This is a genomic window from Leptolyngbya boryana PCC 6306, assembly GCF_000353285.1.
Classification (GTDB): domain Bacteria; phylum Cyanobacteriota; class Cyanobacteriia; order Leptolyngbyales; family Leptolyngbyaceae; genus Leptolyngbya; species Leptolyngbya boryana.
Genome location: NZ_KB731324.1, coordinates 868046 through 887603, shown reverse-complemented (window position 1 = coordinate 887603; position 19558 = coordinate 868046). Strand labels below are relative to the sequence as shown.

At 48.3% G+C, this 19558-nt stretch carries 23 protein-coding genes; 20 read left to right on the top strand and 3 right to left on the bottom strand.

What is annotated here, in order from left to right; all coding sequences use genetic code 11:
• Positions 1 to 25: 25 nt before the first annotated feature.
• Positions 26 to 1141, top strand: a complete 1116-nt coding sequence (locus LEPBO_RS0104145) for a LuxR C-terminal-related transcriptional regulator (RefSeq protein WP_017286273.1) — start codon at positions 26 to 28, stop codon at positions 1139 to 1141.
• A gap of 126 nt (positions 1142 to 1267) precedes the next feature.
• Complete coding sequence (gene ureC, locus LEPBO_RS0104140; protein WP_017286272.1) at positions 1268 to 2977, top strand: urease subunit alpha; 1710 nt, start codon at positions 1268 to 1270, stop codon at positions 2975 to 2977.
• A gap of 85 nt (positions 2978 to 3062) precedes the next feature.
• Here the strand turns inward: ureC and LEPBO_RS0104135 are convergent, their stop codons facing one another.
• Positions 3063 to 3437: a c-type cytochrome gene (locus LEPBO_RS0104135; RefSeq protein ID WP_017286271.1), complete on the bottom strand. Its 375-nt coding sequence runs from the start codon at positions 3435 to 3437 to the stop codon at positions 3063 to 3065.
• 223 nt (positions 3438 to 3660) lie between these two features.
• Between LEPBO_RS0104135 and petG the strand changes: the two genes are divergently transcribed.
• From petG to LEPBO_RS0104120, 3 genes are all read left to right on the top strand, one after another.
• Positions 3661 to 3774, top strand: a complete 114-nt coding sequence (petG, locus tag LEPBO_RS0104130) for a cytochrome b6-f complex subunit V (protein WP_017286270.1) — start codon at positions 3661 to 3663, stop codon at positions 3772 to 3774.
• A gap of 110 nt (positions 3775 to 3884) precedes the next feature.
• Positions 3885 to 4574, top strand: a complete 690-nt coding sequence (locus LEPBO_RS0104125; protein WP_017286269.1) for a DUF1361 domain-containing protein — start codon at positions 3885 to 3887, stop codon at positions 4572 to 4574.
• A gap of 38 nt (positions 4575 to 4612) precedes the next feature.
• Positions 4613 to 5431, top strand: a complete 819-nt coding sequence (locus tag LEPBO_RS0104120) for a hypothetical protein (protein WP_026148411.1) — start codon at positions 4613 to 4615, stop codon at positions 5429 to 5431.
• 100 nt (positions 5432 to 5531) lie between these two features.
• On the opposite strand, the gene LEPBO_RS0104115 is transcribed toward LEPBO_RS0104120, so the two are convergent.
• Positions 5532 to 7145 carry a 2-isopropylmalate synthase gene (locus tag LEPBO_RS0104115; protein ID WP_017286267.1) on the bottom strand — a complete coding sequence of 538 codons (1614 nt, stop codon included), beginning with the start codon at positions 7143 to 7145 and terminating at the stop codon, positions 5532 to 5534.
• A gap of 167 nt (positions 7146 to 7312) precedes the next feature.
• Positions 7313 to 7819, bottom strand: coding sequence for a LabA-like NYN domain-containing protein (locus LEPBO_RS0104110; protein ID WP_239741285.1), 507 nt, complete (start codon positions 7817 to 7819; stop codon positions 7313 to 7315).
• A gap of 556 nt (positions 7820 to 8375) precedes the next feature.
• Here LEPBO_RS0104110 and LEPBO_RS0104100 point away from each other — a divergent pair.
• The 15 genes from LEPBO_RS0104100 to rplE all read left to right on the top strand — a co-directional run bounded on the left by LEPBO_RS0104100 (position 8376) and on the right by rplE (position 19557).
• Positions 8376 to 10838: a protein kinase domain-containing protein gene (locus tag LEPBO_RS0104100; protein WP_017286264.1), complete on the top strand. Its 2463-nt coding sequence runs from the start codon at positions 8376 to 8378 to the stop codon at positions 10836 to 10838.
• A 303-nt stretch (positions 10839 to 11141) separates the two neighbouring features.
• The gene (locus LEPBO_RS0104095) at positions 11142 to 12137 is read left to right on the top strand and encodes an aromatic ring-hydroxylating dioxygenase subunit alpha (RefSeq protein WP_017286263.1); all 996 of its coding nucleotides are present in this window, start codon (positions 11142 to 11144) and stop codon (positions 12135 to 12137) included.
• 1208 nt (positions 12138 to 13345) lie between these two features.
• On the top strand, positions 13346 to 13984 hold the full coding sequence (gene rplC / locus LEPBO_RS0104080; protein WP_017286261.1) for a 50S ribosomal protein L3: 639 nt from the start codon (positions 13346 to 13348) through the stop codon (positions 13982 to 13984).
• A 3-nt stretch (positions 13985 to 13987) separates the two neighbouring features.
• On the top strand, positions 13988 to 14623 hold the full coding sequence (gene rplD, locus LEPBO_RS0104075) for a 50S ribosomal protein L4 (protein WP_017286260.1): 636 nt from the start codon (positions 13988 to 13990) through the stop codon (positions 14621 to 14623).
• On the top strand, positions 14613 to 14915 hold the full coding sequence (locus LEPBO_RS0104070; protein WP_017286259.1) for a 50S ribosomal protein L23: 303 nt from the start codon (positions 14613 to 14615) through the stop codon (positions 14913 to 14915). The genes rplD and LEPBO_RS0104070 overlap by 11 nt, the downstream gene beginning before the upstream one ends.
• 18 nt (positions 14916 to 14933) lie before the next feature.
• A complete protein-coding gene (rplB, locus tag LEPBO_RS0104065) occupies positions 14934 to 15797 on the top strand; it encodes a 50S ribosomal protein L2 (protein WP_017286258.1) in 864 nt (287 codons plus the stop codon).
• 18 nt (positions 15798 to 15815) lie between these two features.
• Complete coding sequence (gene rpsS / locus LEPBO_RS0104060) at positions 15816 to 16094, top strand: 30S ribosomal protein S19 (protein ID WP_017286257.1); 279 nt, start codon at positions 15816 to 15818, stop codon at positions 16092 to 16094.
• 5 nt (positions 16095 to 16099) lie between these two features.
• A complete protein-coding gene (gene rplV / locus LEPBO_RS0104055) occupies positions 16100 to 16459 on the top strand; it encodes a 50S ribosomal protein L22 (RefSeq protein ID WP_017286256.1) in 360 nt (119 codons plus the stop codon).
• Between the two features lie 15 nt (positions 16460 to 16474).
• On the top strand, positions 16475 to 17227 hold the full coding sequence (rpsC, locus tag LEPBO_RS0104050; protein ID WP_017286255.1) for a 30S ribosomal protein S3: 753 nt from the start codon (positions 16475 to 16477) through the stop codon (positions 17225 to 17227).
• 109 nt (positions 17228 to 17336) lie between these two features.
• The gene (gene rplP / locus LEPBO_RS0104045; RefSeq protein ID WP_026148407.1) at positions 17337 to 17765 is read left to right on the top strand and encodes a 50S ribosomal protein L16; all 429 of its coding nucleotides are present in this window, start codon (positions 17337 to 17339) and stop codon (positions 17763 to 17765) included.
• Positions 17766 to 17768: 3 nt separating this feature from the next.
• A complete protein-coding gene (gene rpmC / locus LEPBO_RS0104040) occupies positions 17769 to 17975 on the top strand; it encodes a 50S ribosomal protein L29 (protein WP_017286253.1) in 207 nt (68 codons plus the stop codon).
• Between the two features lie 6 nt (positions 17976 to 17981).
• Positions 17982 to 18227 carry a 30S ribosomal protein S17 gene (gene rpsQ / locus LEPBO_RS0104035; RefSeq protein WP_017286252.1) on the top strand — a complete coding sequence of 82 codons (246 nt, stop codon included), beginning with the start codon at positions 17982 to 17984 and terminating at the stop codon, positions 18225 to 18227.
• Between the two features lie 18 nt (positions 18228 to 18245).
• Complete coding sequence (rplN, locus tag LEPBO_RS0104030; RefSeq protein WP_017286251.1) at positions 18246 to 18611, top strand: 50S ribosomal protein L14; 366 nt, start codon at positions 18246 to 18248, stop codon at positions 18609 to 18611.
• Positions 18612 to 18962 (top strand): 50S ribosomal protein L24, encoded by a 351-nt coding sequence (gene rplX / locus LEPBO_RS0104025; protein ID WP_017286250.1) that lies wholly within the window; start codon positions 18612 to 18614, stop codon positions 18960 to 18962.
• Positions 18963 to 19011: 49 nt separating this feature from the next.
• On the top strand, positions 19012 to 19557 hold the full coding sequence (gene rplE / locus LEPBO_RS0104020; protein WP_017286249.1) for a 50S ribosomal protein L5: 546 nt from the start codon (positions 19012 to 19014) through the stop codon (positions 19555 to 19557).
• Position 19558 lies beyond the last annotated feature (1 nt).

Sequence of the window (19558 nt, the reverse complement as noted above, 5' to 3'; positions counted from 1 at the left end):
CTAGATTCTTCGATCGAGATTTCTAATGCCCCAACTGCCAAGCATCGCTGATTCGGCAAGGATTCTGCTCGATTTGCAACAGATCAATGAGATTGCTCAAACGCTTTCAGGCTGTCTGATTCCGGAAGAAATTGCGCGAACAGTCACCACCGGATTAATTGATCGGTTCGACTTTGCAATGGCTCGATTGTGGCTCCTCGACACTGATCAAGCGATGCTGCGACTCGTTGCATCCGCAGGGCTACATACTCGCACGGATGGCAGATTTGCTAGAGTTCCGCTCGGCGCTTACAAAGTTGGCAAAATCGCGCAAAATCGCATTGCTTTTTTGAGTAACAATCTGCCTGCTGAGTCTTGGGTGGGCGATCGAGACTGGGCAATCGACAATCGAATTCAAGGCTTTGCAGGCTATCCGTTAGTTGCCCACGATCGCGTGATTGGCGTACTCGCGATGTTTAGCCGCCATGTGCTAGCTCCCGAATTTTTGGAGGTTTTACAAACGCTCTGCACGATTGTCACCATTTCTTTAGATACTGCAATTCAGTATCAGCAAACACAGCATAGTCAGTTGATTTCTACTAACCAAGCTAGTGAACTCATGCTGTCTGAGCAACTTGTAACTGTGTTGAAAACAGCACGATTGACGCTAGTAGGGACAGAGCGAAGTTTAGCACCGTCGATTGTCTATGGGTTTCTCAAAGCAGCCGAAGTTCTCAGCACTGTGGACTGCTCTTATGGTCGCTTGATCTACAGTGAGAGTGCAGTTTCACTCGAAGCAACCGTTCCCACAGCAAAAATTGCTGAACCAGATGCTGTTCGATGGTTAGCGGCATCTTTCGATCGCATTTTTCCCACTTCTAAACATCGCGACATTCAAACCCAATTAAGTTCTGACCAAAAACTGCTTCAGATTGTTCTGAGTGTTCCTTATACTTCGATTGTGTCACCCTCGATTTTGTCGGAACGAGAGGTCGAGATTCTCACGCTGCTCACGCAAGGACACCGCGATCGCGATGTGGCTGAACATTTAATTATTAGTGAGAGCACAGTGAAGTTTCACATCAACAACGTACTGAGCAAGTTGCAAGCAAAAACCCGATATCAAGCGATTTATCAAGCACTCTCATTAGGCTGGATCTAGCCACAAGTCATGCTCCCTACTCCCCACTCCCCACTCCCCCAAAATCCGTCAAAATCCTAAAGGCATCCAGAACTTAGAAAAATTACCCTGATAATAAACAACCGAGAATTTGTCTGAGGTTGCCCTATGAGCTATCGCATGAATCGCCGCGCCTATGCTGAAACTTTTGGTCCAACTGTGGGCGATCGCGTTCGCTTAGCTGACACTGAATTGATCATCGAAGTCGAACAAGACTTGACGACTTACGGGGATGAAGTGAAATTTGGCGGTGGAAAAGTCATTCGGGATGGCATGGGGCAGTCTCCGATTACGAATGCAGAGGGTGCAGTCGATGCAGTGATTACGAATGCGCTGATTCTCGACTGGTGGGGAATCGTCAAAGCGGATATCGGCATCAAAGACGGCAAAATTCATGCGATCGGAAAAGCGGGTAACCCCTACATCCAAGACAATGTGACTATCATCATTGGACCAGGAACCGAAGCGATCGCGGGAGAAGGCATGATTCTTACGGCAGGTGGAATTGATACCCATATTCACTTCATTTGTCCCCAACAGATTGAAGTCGCGATCGCATCTGGCATTACGACCATGATTGGAGGTGGAACTGGACCTGCTGCGGGAACGAATGCGACGACTTGTACTCCTGGTCCTTGGTACATTCATCGGATGCTGCAAGCGGCTGAAGCATTTCCGATGAATTTAGGCTTTTTGGGGAAAGGAAATGCAAGTCAACCGGATGCGCTTGAAGAACAAATTAAAGCAGGCGCGATGGGGTTAAAGCTCCATGAAGACTGGGGAACAACGCCCGCCGCGATCGATACCTGCCTCAGTGTTGCAGATGAGTATGATGTGCAGGTTGCGATTCACACGGATACACTCAATGAAGCGGGCTTTGTCGAAGATACGATCGCAGCGTTCAAAAATCGAGTCATTCACACCTATCACACCGAAGGTGCAGGAGGTGGACATGCTCCAGACATTATCAAAGTCTGTGGTGAGGCAAACGTTCTGCCTTCTTCGACAAATCCGACCCGACCTTACACACTGAATACGCTGGATGAGCATCTGGATATGTTGATGGTCTGTCATCATCTTGATCCCAGTATTCCAGAGGATGTGGCGTTTGCAGAATCTCGGATTCGTCGAGAAACGATCGCGGCTGAAGATATCCTGCATGATATCGGTGCTTTCAGTATGTTGTCTTCGGATTCGCAAGCGATGGGGCGGATTGGAGAAGTAATCATTCGGACTTGGCAGACTGGTCACAAGATGAAAGTTCAGCGCGGCGCTTTGTCAGAAGATAGCGATCGCAATGACAATTTCCGCGCAAAACGCTACGTCGCCAAGTACACGATCAATCCTGCGATCACTCATGGCATTGCAGACCATGTGGGATCAGTCGAAGTTGGGAAATTGGCTGATTTGTGTCTATGGCGACCTGCAATGTTTGGCGTGAAGCCAGAACTGGTGATCAAAGGTGGCATGATTGCATGGGCACAGATGGGAGATGCGAATGCAAGTATTCCGACTCCACAGCCTGTGCATATGCGTCCGATGTTTGGCAGTTTTGGAGGTGCGATCGCGCCGATTTCCCTCACCTTTGTTTCACAAGCTTCGCTCAAGAAAGGCGGATTGGGTTCGCTGAATCTGCAAAGACAGTTAGTTCCGGTGTCGGGAATTCGGAGCTTGACGAAGCGGGATATGAAATTAAATGATGCAATGCCGCAGATGGAGGTTGATCCTGAAACTTATCAGGTGCGTGCAGATGGAGAATTGCTCACGTGTGAGCCTGCAACGGTGTTACCGATGGCGCAGCGGTACTTTTTATTCTGATCCGGAACTTTATAGAGTAGGGAGTGGGGAGAACCATGATTTTAGATTTCTCTCTATCTCCCTATCCAATTGATTGTGGAGCTTGCTAGAGACTCTCTAAATAGCTCAGCAAATCCGCCATCTCTTGCGGGCTAGGCTGAAATTTGGGCATTGGAGGAGTCTGTCCGCTGATCACCTGCTTGATCAGCCGGGGAGGAGATTTTCGATCGGAAACATTTTTCAGACTAGGACCAACTTTGCCATCTGCCATGATTCCATGACATCCAGCACAGTTAATCTGAAAAATCGCATGACCTTGAACTGAATCCCCATGCAGCGATAACACCTCCTGGACATAGGGGTCAGGTCGGTGCAATCGGGTTGCACCCAAAAGCGCCACTACGATCGCAAAACAAACCACTAGCACGATCGTAATAATTCTTTGGGATAACCCTTCAGATTTGACAAGTTGCTCGTTCAAAAGAGGATATCAAGGAAAAGGACTGTAAAAAATATTCACTCATTTACTAAACAGATTTTAACAACTTTCGGGAACCCCTGCTGCACCGAAATCTGTAATCTTGCAAAAGTTCTGGAGAATAAAAGGTGTTTCAGCGTTGGAGCTACAAGAGGGGCTAAGATAGGAATAAAGAAACCTTCATGATTTAAGTTTCAAAATCTTACAAACTGAGGAGAGTTCAGACATGGTTGAGCCAATTTTGCTTGGCATCGTGCTGGGATTAGTGCCTGTCACGTTAGCAGGTTTGTTTGTTGCCGCTTACACCCAATATCGTCGCGGAAACCAACTCAATCTCTAATCATTCAGAGGAACCCCGGAAAATCTCCGGGGTTTTTTTATGGGGTTGTCATACGATCGACAAATCGAGCCGTTAAATTTGCATCAAAAGTAATTTCTCAATACTGAATTATGGACTTTTCGATCAAGTTGTTGGTTTCAGAAGCGATCCGGACAGTCGTGAATCATGCAGATTGGATAGGCTGGAACCTTTTCCTAGCATTTATCCCTTTGGTTTTGAGCGTGTTTCTGTTTCGACGAACACCTATCGTGAAAACGGCGATCGAATATCGTCACCGCTCCTTATTCTGGTGGCTTGGAGTTGCAGTCTTTGTCGCATTTCTTCCCAATGCGCCCTATATTCTCACTGATATTATTCATTTTGTGAACTGGGTGCGTGCAGGTGCTTCGATTTGGGTTGTTACCCTCATTTATGTTCCGTTGTTTGTTGTATTCCTGACAGCGGGATTTGAAGCGTATGTGATGTCATTAATGAATGCTGGATATTATTTGAAACAGCGCGGGTTAAGACACTATGTTTTCCCGATGGAATTAACTTTACATGCACTGAGCGCGATCGGGATTTTTCTCGGGCGCTTTTTACGCTTCAATAGCTGGAATATTTTGACGCATTGGAACGATGTGGCAGCTAGCCTGGTTGGAGATGTGTTTGATCGACAACCGATGATCACGATTGTCATTACGTTCATCATTTTGACTCTGCTGTATGCGCTGGTAAAACCGCTGCATTTTGCGATGTCACACTACTGGAAATATCGTCCGCAACCCGAACGATCGCAATTCGTAATTCCGAACTCGTGAATGGTAGTTAAATGCAGTTTCTGAGACTGCATTTTTTTATGATGACTATCCGGGCGATCGTGTTGGCGGGAATTGGTGTGTTTGGGATGGCGGTGGCTTCGGTTCGGGCAGAAACGGTCACTAAGACCGTTCAGCAAGGCAATGTGAAAGCAGAATTGTCGTATGAGCGCGATCGCAAGCCTGACGAATTTCCGCAAGTTCAAAATCTGCGCTTGAAAATTCAGCGCTCCAATCAAACTGTTTTTGACAAGGCTCCTGGCTCTGAAGAATACGATCGACCCCTGCTGGATTGGAATGCAGAAGATCAAGATAGTTTCCTGGTGCGTGACCTCAACGGCGACCAAGAGCCTGAAGTGATTCTCGATTTCTTTACAGGTGGCGCGCATTGCTGCACGTATTCGCTGATTTATCACTACGATGCGAAGCAGCAGCAATATGTTGAGTCACGGGCATTTTGGGGGAATTTGGGCTATCAACTGCAAGATTTGGAGGGAGATGGAAAAGTCGAATTTATGAGCGCGAATGATAGCTTTGCCTATGCGTTTACGAGCTATGCAGCCTCAGCGTTTCCGATTCAGATTTGGCGGTTTGAGAATGGCAAGATGATCGATGTGACTCGCACATATCCCAAGCTCATTCATAGTCATGCCTATCGGCTCTGGCAAGCGTATCAGGAAGTGAAGGGGAACGATGCCGATGTGCGGGGGATTTTGGCAGCTTACTTGGCAGATAAGTATTTGCTTGGTCAGCAAGAGGACGGCTGGAAGCGGTTACGGCAGGTTTATCAGGAAAGCGATCGTGAAGAGTATTTCGTGAACTTGCGGAAGTTTTTGAAAGAATCAGGGTATGGCGATTGATACCCAATTCAAGGATTTGGCTGACCCAAACTTGAAAAGAATCCCCTGAAGTCTCCTGATTCAAAGAGAACTTGAGGGGATTCAAAGATCAATTGTCTGTTTAGACCGTCGTTTGAGATGCAATCACCTGCTGACTATCCGCAGTTTGCAAGGAAGCATACAGACGATTCAGGGCGTTTACATAAGCTTGAGCCGATGCCACGATAATATCCGTGTTCGCAGCACGACCTGAGAAAACACGATCGCCATATTTCAATCGAATCGTAACTTCCCCGATCGCATCAATGCCTGCGGTGACGGACTGCACCGAGAACTCGATCAATTGATTCGGCACATTTACGACTCGATTGATCGCTTTGTAAACTGCATCGACTGGCCCTGTTCCGGTAGCTGCATCCGTTAGCTCATCTCCATCCGGAGTAATTAAGCGCACGGTTGCGGTCGGACAAGCTGAATCGCCGCAAGAAACCTGAACGAGTTCTAAACGGAACAACTCCGGCACATGCTGAACTTCGTCATTGACGATCGATTCCAAATCGCGATCGGTGACTTCTTTCTTTTTATCTGCCAATTCTTTGAACCGGACAAATGCTTTGTTCAGTTCTTGGTCGGTCAGTTCAAATCCTAGTTCGCCCAAGCGAGAGCGGAACGCATTCCGTCCCGAGTGTTTGCCCAAGACGAGTAGAGTATCGTTTAGCCCGATCGTTTTCGCATCCATGATCTCGTAGGTCTGCCGATTTTTCAGCATTCCATCTTGGTGAATGCCCGACTCATGCGCGAACGCATTCGCTCCGACGATCGCTTTGTTGGGCTGAACCAACATTCCTGTCAAACTCGAAACCAAACGCGAGGTTTTGTAAATCTCTTGCGTATGAATTCCAGTCAAAGGCGTTTCCGATTCAACCGGACGACCGAGATAAGGATTGAAATACGATCGCCGCACGTGCAGCGCCATCACCAGTTCTTCGAGCGAGGCATTTCCAGCCCGTTCGCCAATGCCGTTGATCGTACATTCAAGCTGACGTGCTCCATTTTTCACCGCTTCGAGGAAGCAGGCGACCGCTAAGCCCAAATCATTGTGACCATGCACAGAAATAATCGCTTGATCGACATTGGGAACGTTTTCTTTGATGCCGCGAATCATGTCCCCAAATTCGCTCGGAGTCATGTACCCAACCGTATCAGGAATGTTGATGGTTTTTGCGCCTGCTGCGATCGCGCGTTCTAACACCTGATACAGATACTCAGGGTCGGAACGGGCTGCATCCATCGGCGAAAATTCCACATCATCGACAAACGATTTCGCGTAGGCGACCATTTCTTCAGCGATCGCTAAAACTTCCGCGCGGGATTTCTTGAGCTGATATTCCAAGTGGATATCAGAGGTCGAGATAAAGGTGTGAATTCTAGGTTTTGCAGCGGGTTTGAGCGCTTCGGCTGCCGCTTTGATATCTGCGGGAATCGCACGAGCCAAGCTACAAATCGTCGGCCCTTCCGGTGTACCTACGGCTTGGGCAATTTTCTGAACCGCCTCGAAGTCTCCAGGGCTAGCAAAAGCAAATCCAGCTTCAATAATGTCAACTCCGAGTCGAGCAAGCTGACGCGCGATCGTAAGTTTTTCATCCACGTTAAGGGTTGCGCCGGGGCACTGCTCGCCATCGCGCAAGGTGGTATCGAAAATCAGAATGCGATCGTCAGATTTAGATGCGTTCATAGCTCGACTGTTTTTTGGAGTGTATTTTTTGTAGAGAAACAATCAAATTCTGCTAAAACCGATGCCCGAATAGCATTTCAGCCTTCGGGCATAGATCCTGTCAGAATTTCTGTAGTGATTGTAGCGCTTTTTGTAGTACGCCGATGAATCGCGTGATGAAATGTTGACTAATATTCAGCCTTTTCGATGCGATCACGAATGTCGTTGAGATCAATATATCGATCGGTGACATTCCGAAGCTCACGCGCAATCATTCCTTCTGTCGAAACCACCGTAATGTGGGTGTTTTTCGAGCGGAGTTGTTCGATCGCGCGCTCAAAATCGCCATCGCCGCTGAATAAAATCACGCGATCGTATTGCTCGACCGTGTTAAACATATCCACAACGATCTCGATATCAAGATTCGCTTTCTGCGAATATCGACCCGAAGTATCGTCATAATACTCCTTGAGAATCTTTGTCCGAACCGTATAGCCCAAACTGATCAAAGCATCTCGGAAGCCCCGCTGGTCTTGGGGATCTTTCAATCCGGTGTACCAATAAGCATTAATTAGCTCAACGTTCTTTTCAGAAGTAAAATACTCTAAAACACGTTTTGGATCAAAGAACCAGCCGTTTTTTTGTTGGGCATAGAACATATTGTTTCCGTCTACAAAAATAGAGAGACGGTTCATTGAGTAATGCATAGAAGCTAGAGAACGTAGAACTTGTATAAGCAAGATATGTGAATAATTAATTCTAGCAACGGAAAACTGAGAGCGGACTAAAAAAACTTAGAATTCCACGGAATTCAGATTTAGTGCGCGACTCGATTTATGGATAAATACTGACATTTCTCCGTTACAAGTGCGATAGGTCGCAGCTTCTAATCGGCTTCAATCGTCAGTTGTCCTTGAATAAATCCACTTTGTTTTAGTAACAGATAAAACCAAAGTGAGGGACAGCTGACACGATTCATCTGGATGTGGCGGAGTTTTCCTAACATTTTAAATTAGATTTATACAGCAATAGGGAATAGACCTTTACTTTAGTGAACGTGAGCGATCGCGGCAGTTCCTCGGCAATTAGATAGATCTTAACAGTCAGATTATCAGTATTGCATTCGACGAGGCGTCAGCTTCTACTCGTATGATTAGGGATAGAACAAGTTCGATCGAAAACCGTCCTGACTTAAGCGATTTTGTGTGATTGATCAAACGTCCCGGTTTGTTGAGTGCGACTGTATCTAAGATGTCAAAGAAAGTTTCTCCTGCTGGATTATTTCAGGCGTTGACGCTCACCCTAAAATCAGGGTTACGGTCTGGTTTGTTTCAGCAGACGACGGTGAAGCAGCCAGGAGACTTGACGACTGAGACCATGCCGCTAGAGGACGATTCAATCGATCGCGCAATCGCCCCAACAGAATCGCCGACTAAGAAGGACACCAAATTTATTCGATTGGGGCAGGGCTGTCTGGTTTTGTGGGCATTGGTTGCAGGTCTGGTCACTGCGATCGAACCCGAATCTGCTCAATACTGGGAGCGCCAGATTCAGAGTGCTATGTTGCGTATCCGAGGAGCAGTTGCGACTCCGGATAAGATTGTGATTTTGGCGATCGATGATGAAACGCTGCTGCAACTTTCAGGATCAGGTCGCTTACCTCGACGCTCTGCCTATGCAAAAGCGATTGATCGAGTCATGCAATCTGGAGCAAAAGCTGTTGGGGTGGACTTAATTCTGGATTTGCCGAGCTTTGGGGAAACTGAGGTTTCGACAGATTGTACTCAACCGAATCAGAAACTTGCAGAAGACGATCGCCAACTCCAGCAAGTTTTACAACGCTATGGTGGGCGAATTACGTTAGCGGTCGAAACCAGCCGTCTAGATAATCGCCAAGGTGAACAAATGCGGCTATCGCTGCCATTTTGTCCGTTCCGAGCCGCGAATATTTCCTATGGATTGATTGAGTATCCAAGAGAGGCTAACGAGAAGATTCATCGCTTAGGCAGTGCGGCAGTGCAGAAGGTGCGATCGTCTCCTGAAATGGCGGCATTGTTTGATGAGGAAAAGATTTTGCCGTTTGCAGATGCGGTTTTGCGATCGGCGAACCTACCGCCTTCAACTGCACGAGGAGAAAATCTCTTTTTGCATGGCGGTGATGGCACATTCAGTCGGACGACGATTCCATTTTGGAATGTTTTATCAGAAGAGAATTGGAATAGCGATTTTCTCAAACGAGGACAGGTTTTCAAAGACAAAATTGTGCTAATTGGGGTTACCGCTTCCAATATCAGCCCTAGTTTGAATACTGCCGTTGGCATGATGCCTGGAATTGAACTGAATGCCAATGCGATCGCAACTCTGCTCGAGAATAAATCGATTCGCAATGCATTTCCGAATTCCAGTCTTGCTGGACTCGCGATCGCGGGATTAGTCCTGAGTGCTGGATTTTTGCAAATGCAAACCAAACGTCCAACAGGAAGACTCGGTTGGGCAGGAGCAATTGCGCTCTTTTGGGCAGGAATCGGATATGCGACATTCACGCAGGGCTTGATGATTTTACCGATCGCTGTGCCGATCGCGGCTATGCTCCTCACCGGAGTTTCCTTCTTGGGGACGGGTCTAGCGCATGAGTACCGCAACAAATTAGCTTTCCGCAAGACGCTCAAACAATTTGCCAGAGCACCCTTAGTGCAAGAACTGATTCGAGATCAAGAAGAGTTTCAGACTCTACTCCAAGAGCACGAGCAAGAAATTTTAGGGAAACAGCTTGGCGGACGCTACAAGATTACTAAAGTTCTCGGTTCAGGTGGCTTTGGTGAAACCTACATTGCAGAAGATAGTCAACGTCCTGGCAATCCAGCTTGTGTAGTCAAACATTTGCGTCCAGCGAGTAACAATCCTCGACATTTACAGCTTGCTCGTCGCTTGTTTAGATCTGAAGCCCAGAGCTTAGAGCGATTAGGCGAACACGATCAGATCCCTCGATTGCTGGCTTACTTTGAGGAGGATGGAGAGTTTTATCTCATTCAAGAATTCATTGCAGGTTCGATGCTGAGTGAAGATCTCACAATCGGGCGACATCTGCCGGAATCTCGCATTGTTCCTTTGCTGCAAGATCTCTTACAAATCCTCGATTTCGTTCACAGTCGAAATGTGATTCACCGGGATATTAAACCCAGTAATATCATTGTGCGATCGCGCGATAAAAAGCTCGTCCTCATCGACTTTGGAGCCGTTAAAGAACTTCATCAACAACTGGCTGAAGGCGATATTGCAACAGCGACGATCGGGATTGGGACTCAAGGGTATATGCCACCCGAGCAATGTGCAGGAAACCCTCGATTAAACAGTGATTTGTATGCGGTCGGAATGATCGGCATTCAGGCACTGACTGGATTACCTCCTAGCCAATTGCAAGAAGATCCAGAGACAGGAGAAATTGCTTGGCGCGATCGCGCAATTGTCAGTGGTTCCCTCGCTGCTATTCTGTCGAAGTTAGTCCATCGTGACTATCGATCAAGATATCAATCTGCAAAAAGCGCGATCGAGGATCTGGCTCAACTGACGAATCTTTCAACATTAACGCTCCCTCCAGAATTCTTTGTTGCGGCTGCAATGGAGATCGAAGAAGATGTGACAACAACTCGCCCCTGGCCCGAAACCTTTGGTGAAGAGGAGCTACCCCCCACTGAAGCACCACCAGAAGTCTGAAATTTACTTTTTAGCGCGGATTTATGCTGCTCTGATAGCCTCCAAATGGGTGCTATTAGTTATCGAGAGGCACGATTGTCCAACAAGAACAAAGCCTGACCCCCGTTACTTTCTTTACAGACAGAGAATCAGAGGAAAGAGTAAATTTGCTTTTAGTAACTTCATCCTGCATAAATTCCCGGTGCTCAATGAAAGCAATTCCAAGGCTCTCGAATCTACCCGTCGTGGATAAGGTGCTAGTCAGACACTGATAGCATTCAGGATTTCCTCATCTCAAAGAACCATATTAGTGAAGCGAATCCTATGATTGATCCGATTCTGTGGAATGACTGGCATCCTGTTGCTCGGTCAGCTGATCTCAAACCTGGAACCATTCTGCGATCGCGGCTACTCGGCACCGATTTAGTCCTTTGGCGCGGGCAGAATACAGGCGCAATAGCTTGGGAAGATCGCTGCCCACATCGAAGCGTGCAACTTTCCAATGGCACTGTAGTAAATAACACGCTGGTCTGTCCTTATCATGGCTTAGCTTACAACTCAGCAGGACAATGTGTTAAAGTCCCGGCTCATCCTAACTATGTCCCACCAAAACAAGCCTGTGTGAAATCGTTTGCGGTGCAAGAACAGTATGGGGTCGTTTTCGTTGCGCTCGGCAACCCGCCTACATCAGTTGCTCCGTTTCCTGAATGGAATGATCCGACATTTCAGACCTACCTCAGCGGTGGGCATTACTGTCGCTGTAGTGGATTGCGAGCCATTGAGAATTTTCTCGATGTAGCTCATTTTCCGTTTGTCCATGCCGGAATTTTAGGAGAACCTAGTCAACCTGTGATCGAAGACTATGAGGTACATTCGATCGATACAGGCATTTACATGAAGAATATCCAAGTCTGGCAGCCCGATCCCGATGGAACTGGACAGGGAGGTATTGCTACTTACGAATATTGGACGCTCCGTCCCTTAACTGCTGCCCTGATGAAGAAACGGGAAGACGGTCAAACGATGGTGCTTTTAACTTACATGACCCCTGTTTCTGAAGAAGAATGTCTTGGATGGGTATGGGGAGCATTGAACTATGCTCATCACCTATCCGAAGCAGAGATGGAGGCGTTTCAGGATGAGGTCATGCTGCAAGATGTCGGAAATTTAGAATCCCATCGTCCAAAACGATTGCCGCTGGATGGTCAGACAGAATTTCACTTGCCGAGCGATCGCGCTTCTCTCGCCTACCGCAAATGGCTCAAACAACTGGGAGTAACTTACGGTACATTGCGATCGTCAACAACGATCGTAGTCTAGCTCTAGCAAAGCGAATCTCTGCACGTCGTCGCAAAGATCAACAAAATGGCTAGTGTTGGAAAGTTTGACGGAGTAGACTTCTCCCAAATCAATATCGAACTCCTAACCCCTGAACCTCGGCAATTTAGGGTAGTGATTTCGCCTTACCAAAGGTGAATTTATGAAGACTTGAGACCTAAGACCTGAATGAGGCCTGAATGTATGTGAGACCAAAATTGGTGGAGAGCTTCATTCTGATTAGGAGCTTTCAGTTTTTGGAAAGTAATTGACATAGCCTGCGACTTGATGGTAGCAGAGAATTCAGAAATCTCTGATTTTAGGTCAACCTCAAGTGGCTTTTTAAGCCCATAACATCCAAGTTCATTACACAGCAAGTCAAAGAGGATTCTGCCTTGTTCGTTAAAGTCATCCAGACAATAGTATCGGTTATATCGTGAAGTTGGGCAGCATCTAGCAGCACGAGAGCCGCTAATACTTGGGATGACAGCCAAACTTAATACTATGAATTCGAGTCGAATCATGTAAGCCTAAGGTTGAAGGGTTAGCGAAAAAGGCTTTGACAAACAACTCCTTGTTCAACAGTTCCATTGCCTCCGCAGGCTTCACAATTACTACAACCTCAGCCTAACATTTTATTCGGATAAGAGATTGTATTTTCACCTCATAGTAGACTAGCCGCCTTAGCATCATTACCCATTCTAAAAGTGGTAGATTCCCGCTCGCTCAGTTTTCCTCCTGTCCACACGCTGAAAAATTTCTAGACAGTTTTACCAATTGTGTCCTATAGTGTTTAATTGTCGCTAAAATTCAGTTGGGCAATTTCCGGGAAATCTCTCTGGATAAAACTCCGAGAGCATTTTTATGTGTGCTTGAGCGCACAGTAAAGCCTCCCAGAACTTGCAACCCTTCGAGCAAGAAGCTGAGCCAAATCAGTCTTTCTTCGCGAGTAGATTCCGACTCCTGGAAACTGAGTAGCAACCCTACTTAAGTCCGATCGGAAATCGCATTTTCAGAGCAGATGCACTATCAGCTTTTCGATAAATGCTTGAAGAAACCAACTTAAAAACGCGGAATCCGCTGCCTCCAATCTCCTTGGGGCAAGATTCTTCTGGTTGTCCGACCGTGGATCCGTTGGAGTGACTTGAGACGCAGAGCGGCGATCGTTGGGTTCGCTGATTCTGCATAACGTGTAAAACAGGAGAAAAACAGTGGCTGTCGGAATTGTCGGCACGAAGCTGGGCATGACACAAGTGTTTGATGAACAGCGGAGAGCAATCCCCGTTACCATCATTCAGGCAGGTCCTTGCCCCGTGACGCAGGTAAAAACTAAAGAAACAGACGGATATTCTGCAATCCAAATCGGATATGGCGAATGTACCGAGAAAGCATTGAACAAGCCCGCGCTTGGTCATCTGAAAAAATCAGAATCTCCGCCTCTGCGCCACTTGATGGAATATCGAGTCGATAACGCAGGAGACTACAGCCTCGGTCAGCAATTGAAAGCTGATTTGTTTGAGGCAGGTCAAATTGTAGACGTGGTTGGAACTAGCATCGGACGTGGGTTCGCCGGTTATCAGAAACGTCACAATTTTGCCAGAGGTCCAATGTCGCACGGTTCTAAAAACCACCGTGAACCAGGTTCGACTGGAGCAGGTACAACTCCTGGACGGGTTTATCCTGGGAAGCGCATGGCAGGTCGCTTAGGTGGAACTCGTACCACAGTTCGGAAGTTGACCATCGTGCGCGTCGATGCAGAACGCAACTTGATCTTGATCAAAGGTGCAGTTCCTGGAAAACCCGGTGCGCTGGTAGAAATCGTGCCCGCTACGATCGTCGGGAGCAAATAGACAATGGCAGACTTTAAAGTAAAAGATTGGGACGGCAAAGAGTCGGGAACTGCCGCAATCGAATTAAAAACCGCAAGACCCGAAAGTGCAGCTGGCATTCTGCACCGTGCTGTGGTTCGTCAGTTGGCGAATGTACGTCAAGGTAATGCTTCAACCAAAACGCGATCGGAAGTGCGCGGTGGTGGACGCAAGCCTTGGAGACAGAAAGGAACTGGTCGTGCCCGTGCAGGTTCGAGCCGTTCTCCGCTGTGGAGAGGGGGCGGTGTGATCTTTGGACCGAAACCCAGAGATTACTCGATCAAAATGAACCGGAAAGAGCGTCGCTTAGCGCTGAGAACGGCATTCCAAGGACGCGCAGAAGATTTGATCGTCGTGCAGGACTTTGCAGCAAAGCTGCCGCGCCCGAAAACGAAAGAATTAGTTGCAGCGCTGTCTCGTTGGGGTGTTGAAGCGGGATCGAAAGTCTTGATGATCGTGGCTGAACGCGATGATAATGTTTATCTCTCGGCTCGCAACGTTGAAAGACTGAGGCTGATCTCAGCAAACAACCTCAATGTGTATGACTTGCTGCACGCAGATCATATTGTTGCGACATCTGCCGCATTAGAAAAAATCCAGGAGGTGTACGGTGAAGACTGATCCCCGCAACCTAGCCGATCTGATTCGCCGTCCGCTGATTACGGAAAAGGCGACTCGGTTACTAGAACTGAATCAATACACGTTTGAAGTGATGCCCAAAGCATCCAAGCCTGAAATCAGAGCCGCGATCGAATACTTATTCGATGTCAAGGTGACTGGAATCAGCACCATGAATCTTCCTCGCAAGAAGAAACGGGTCGGCAAGTACATCGGGTACAAACCCACCTACAAAAAAGCGATCGTCACCCTTGCAGAAGGCGACTCGATCACGCTGTTCCCCGAACAAGTATAACCACCAAGAGAGCAAGTTATGGGCATCCGAAATTATCGACCCTATACCCCCGGCACTCGCCAACGCAGCGTGACTGACTTCGCGGAAGTCACGAAATCGGAACCCGAAAAGTCTTTGGTGACATACAAGCACCGCAAGAAAGGACGGAACAACCGAGGCGTGATCACCTGTCGTCACCGGGGCGGCGGTCACAAAAAACTCTATCGAATCATCGACTTCAAACGCGACAAGCGTGGAGTCGTCGCGAATGTTGCTGCGATCGAATACGATCCGAACCGCAACGCTCGCATCGCATTGCTGTACTACACGGACGGCGAAAAGCGTTACATCTTACATCCAGTCGGATTGCAAGTTGGAACGAAAGTACAAGCGGGTGCAGATGCACCGATCGAAGTTGGAAACGCGTTGCCTTTAGAGAATATTCCTCTCGGTACGATCGTTCACAACGTTGAGCTTCAACCGGGTAAAGGCGGACAGATTGTTCGTGCTGCAGGTGCTGCGGCTCAAGTGTTCGCGAAAGAAGGCGACTATGTCACCTTAAAACTGCCTTCGACTGAAGTTCGCAAAGTTCGCAAAGAGTGTTACGCCACGATTGGACAGGTGGGCAACACCGAGCACCGCAACCAGAGCTTAGGAAAAGCAGGTCGGAAACGTCATTTAGGTCGTCGTCCTGAAGTTCGTGGTAGTGTAATGAACCCAGTGGATCACCCACATGGTGGTGGTGAAGGACGCGCGCCCATTGGACGTTCTGGTCCTGTTACACCTTGGGGTAAACCCGCTTTGGGTGCGAAGACTCGCAACAAGAAGAAACTCAGCAGCGCCTTGATCGTGCGTCGTCGTCGTAAGACTTCTAAGCGCGGACGTGGCGGACGCGAATCGTAGTTAAGGAGACGATAAACGATGGCACGTTCATTGAAAAAAGGTCCCTTTATTGCAGACCACTTGATGAAAAAAGTGGAAGCAGCACGGGCAAAAGGAGACAACCAAGTGATCAAAACTTGGTCGAGAGCGTCCACCATTTTGCCGCAAATGATTGGCATGACCTTTGGCGTACACAACGGCAAAACCCATGTCCCAGTCTATGTGAGCGAACAAATGGTTGGACATAAGCTAGGTGAATTTGCGCCGACTCGGACTTACCGGGGACATGGCGGCGGCGATAAGAAATCGCGGAGATAGAAACAATGGCGACACAAATCCAAGGAGAAGTTAAGGCAGTAGCCAAGTACATTCGGATGTCACCTTTTAAGGTGCGTCGAGTTCTGGATCAAATTCGCGGTCGTTCCTATCGGGAAGCGCTGATTATCCTAGAATTCATGCCGTATCGCGCGTGTGAGCCTGTCTTGAAGGTTTTACGATCGGCGGCAGCCAACGCTGAGCATAACGAAGGATTAAACCGGGGAAGCTTGGTTGTCAGTCAGGCTTATGCTGACCAAGGACCTGTGCTAAAGCGGTTTAGACCGAGAGCACAAGGGCGGGCATATCAAATCCGCAAACCGACGTGTCACATCACGATCGGTGTTGCTCCAGGCGCAGATTCATAAGGGAGAACAACCAAAATGGGACAAAAGATTAACCCCAATGGATTTCGGCTGGGTGTGATTAAAGAACACCGATCGCGCTGGTTTGCAGAAGCCGATCGCTATCCCGAACTGCTGCAAGAAGACCACAAGATTCGGAATTTCTTCATGAAGAATCCGAAGAATCTGGACAACTTGAAGAAGCCCGGGATCTCCGAAATCCGAGTCGAGCGGAAAGCTGACCAGATTGATTTAGAAATCCGTACCTCTCGCCCCGGCGTTGTTGTTGGACGCGGTGGTGCTGGAATTGAAGTGTTGAGAACAAACCTTCAGCAAGTATTGGGCAACAGCGATCGTCAAATCCGCATCAACGTGGTGGAAGTAGCGAGAGTCGATGCCGATGCAATGTTGATTGGAGAGTACATTGCTGAACAACTTGAGCGTCGGGTTTCGTTCCGCCGTGTCGTTCGCCAAGCAATCCAACGCGCTCAGCGGGCTGGCATTGAAGGAATCAAGATCCAAGTGAGTGGTCGTCTGAACGGAGCTGAAATTGCTCGTCCAGAGTGGACTCGCGAAGGTCGAGTTCCCCTGCACACCTTGAGAGCAGATATTGACTACGCTTACACCACTGCACAAACGATCTACGGAACGTTGGGGATCAAAATCTGGGTATTTAAGGGAGAAATCCTACCCGGACAAGAGCGCGAAGCAGAAGTCGTCGCGCCAAACCAACAGCCCCGTCGTCGCCAGCAGCGTCGTCAGCGTTTTGAAGACCGATCGAATGAAGGGTAGAAACAGCGGGTAGTAGGGAATAGGGAGAAAAAGACTGTCAAAGCGGAATCTTGCTCTCCCCACTCCCCACTCCCCACTCCCCACCCACAGACCTTACAGGTATCGACCAATGTTAAGCCCAAGAAGAACAAAATTCCGTAAGCAGCAGCGCGGTCGGATGCGAGGATTGGCGACACGCGGAAGTCAACTCAACTTCGGTGACTTCGGCTTACAAGCCCTAGAGCCAACCTGGATCACATCGCGCCAAATTGAAGCTAGCCGTCGAGCGATGACGCGCTACATCCGCCGGGGTGGACAAATCTGGATTCGGATTTTCCCTGACAAACCCGTCACTGCACGTGCCGCAGAAACCCGGATGGGTTCTGGTAAAGGTGCGCCTGAATACTGGGTTGCAGTCGTTAAACCGGGTCGGATCATGTTCGAGATCGCAGGAGTGCCCGAAGAAACTGCAAGAGAAGCAATGCGACTCGCCCAGTACAAACTCCCGATCAAAACTAAATTCATCACCCGTCAGCAAGTCGTCGAGGAGGAATCATAAATCATGGCACTTCCAAAAATTGCGGACGCACGCGAACTCAAAGACGAGGAACTCTCAGATCAAATTCTGGCTGTCAAGAAAGAGCTATTTCAACTCCGAATGCAGCAAGGGACTCGTCAACTCGATAAACCCCATCAGTTCAAACATCTTAAGCACCGCCTCGCGCAGCTTTTGACCGTAGAACGTGAACGACAGTTGAAAGGTGAGTAATCCCAAATGGCAGTCAAAGAAAGAGTTGGCGTAATTGTCAGCGACAAAATGGACAAAACGGTAGTGGTTGCGGTCGAAAGCCGTACCGCGCATCCCAAATACGGAAAAATCGTAGTCCGAACCAAGCGCTACAAAGCACATGACGAAGAAAACAAGTGCAAAGAAGGCGATCGCGTTCGGATTCAAGAAACTCGCCCCTTAAGCCGCACCAAACGCTGGGCTGTGCTTGAGATCCTGAGTACCAAAGCCTAACCCTACTAGGAGACGGACATGATTCAGCAGGAAACCTATCTCAATGTGGCAGACAACAGCGGCGCACGGAAACTGATGTGCATTCGCGTGTTGGGCGGCAATCGTCGCTATGCCGGCATTGGTGATGTCATTGTTGCTGTCGTGAAGGATGCAACCCCGAACATGGCAGTGAAAAAGTCGGACGTGGTGAAAGCCGTGATCGTTCGCACCCGGAAAACTTTACGTCGTGACAGCGGCATGAGCATCCGGTTCGACGACAACGCAGCGGTCATCATCAACGCAGACGGAAATCCCAGAGGCACGCGTGTGTTTGGACCCGTCGCTCGTGAACTTCGTGAGAAGAACTTCACCAAAATCGTATCTCTAGCTCCGGAGGTGCTGTAGATGGCACTTAAGAAGAAAAAGTCCCCCGTTGCACTGAAAATGCACGTTAAAACGGGTGACACTGTACAAGTGATTTCTGGAAACGACAAGGGTAAAGTGGGCGAGGTTGTTCGCACTTTCCCTAGACTCAGCAAAGTCATCGTCAAAGGCGTAAACATCAAAACCAAGCATGTTAAGCCAAAAGGCGAAGGCGAATCGGGCAGTATCGAGACCTATGAATTTCCGATCCATAGCTCGAATGTCATGTTGTATTCCGAAAAGCAAAAAGTTGCATCCAGAGTTTGCTACACCTTCACCGAAGATGGTCGCAAGGTTCGCAAACTGATCAAAACTGGCGAAATCATTGATTAGCCCTTGAACTTAACTTAGCCCTGACCAAGCCCAGGGAGGAACTAAAACAATGTCCAACAGACTGAAAACCTCGTACGAAGAAAAAGTCGTTCCCAAACTCAGAGAGCAGTTTGGTTACACCAACGTCCACCAAGTTCCCAAAGTCGTCAAGATCACCGTGAATCGGGGTCTGGGCGAAGCGTCACAGAATGCGAAAGCGCTTGAAGCATCTGTCAACGAACTCGCAATCATCACTGGTCAAAAACCTGTTGTAACTCGCGCTAAAAAAGCGATCGCAGGTTTCAAAATTCGTCAAGGAATGCCAGTTGGGGTGATGGTGACGCTCAGAGCTGACCGCATGTATAACTTTTTGGACCGTTTGATGAACCTCGCGCTGCCTCGGATTCGGGACTTTCGCGGTATTAGCCCGAAAAGTTTTGACGGACGAGGAAACTATACCCTCGGTCTGAGAGAGCAATTGATCTTCCCCGAAATCGAATACGACAGTGTCGATCAAATTCGGGGGATGGACATTTCAATCATCACGACTGCAAACACCGACGAAGAGGGACGCGCCCTGCTGAAAGAAATGGGTATGCCCTTCCGCGATCAGTAAA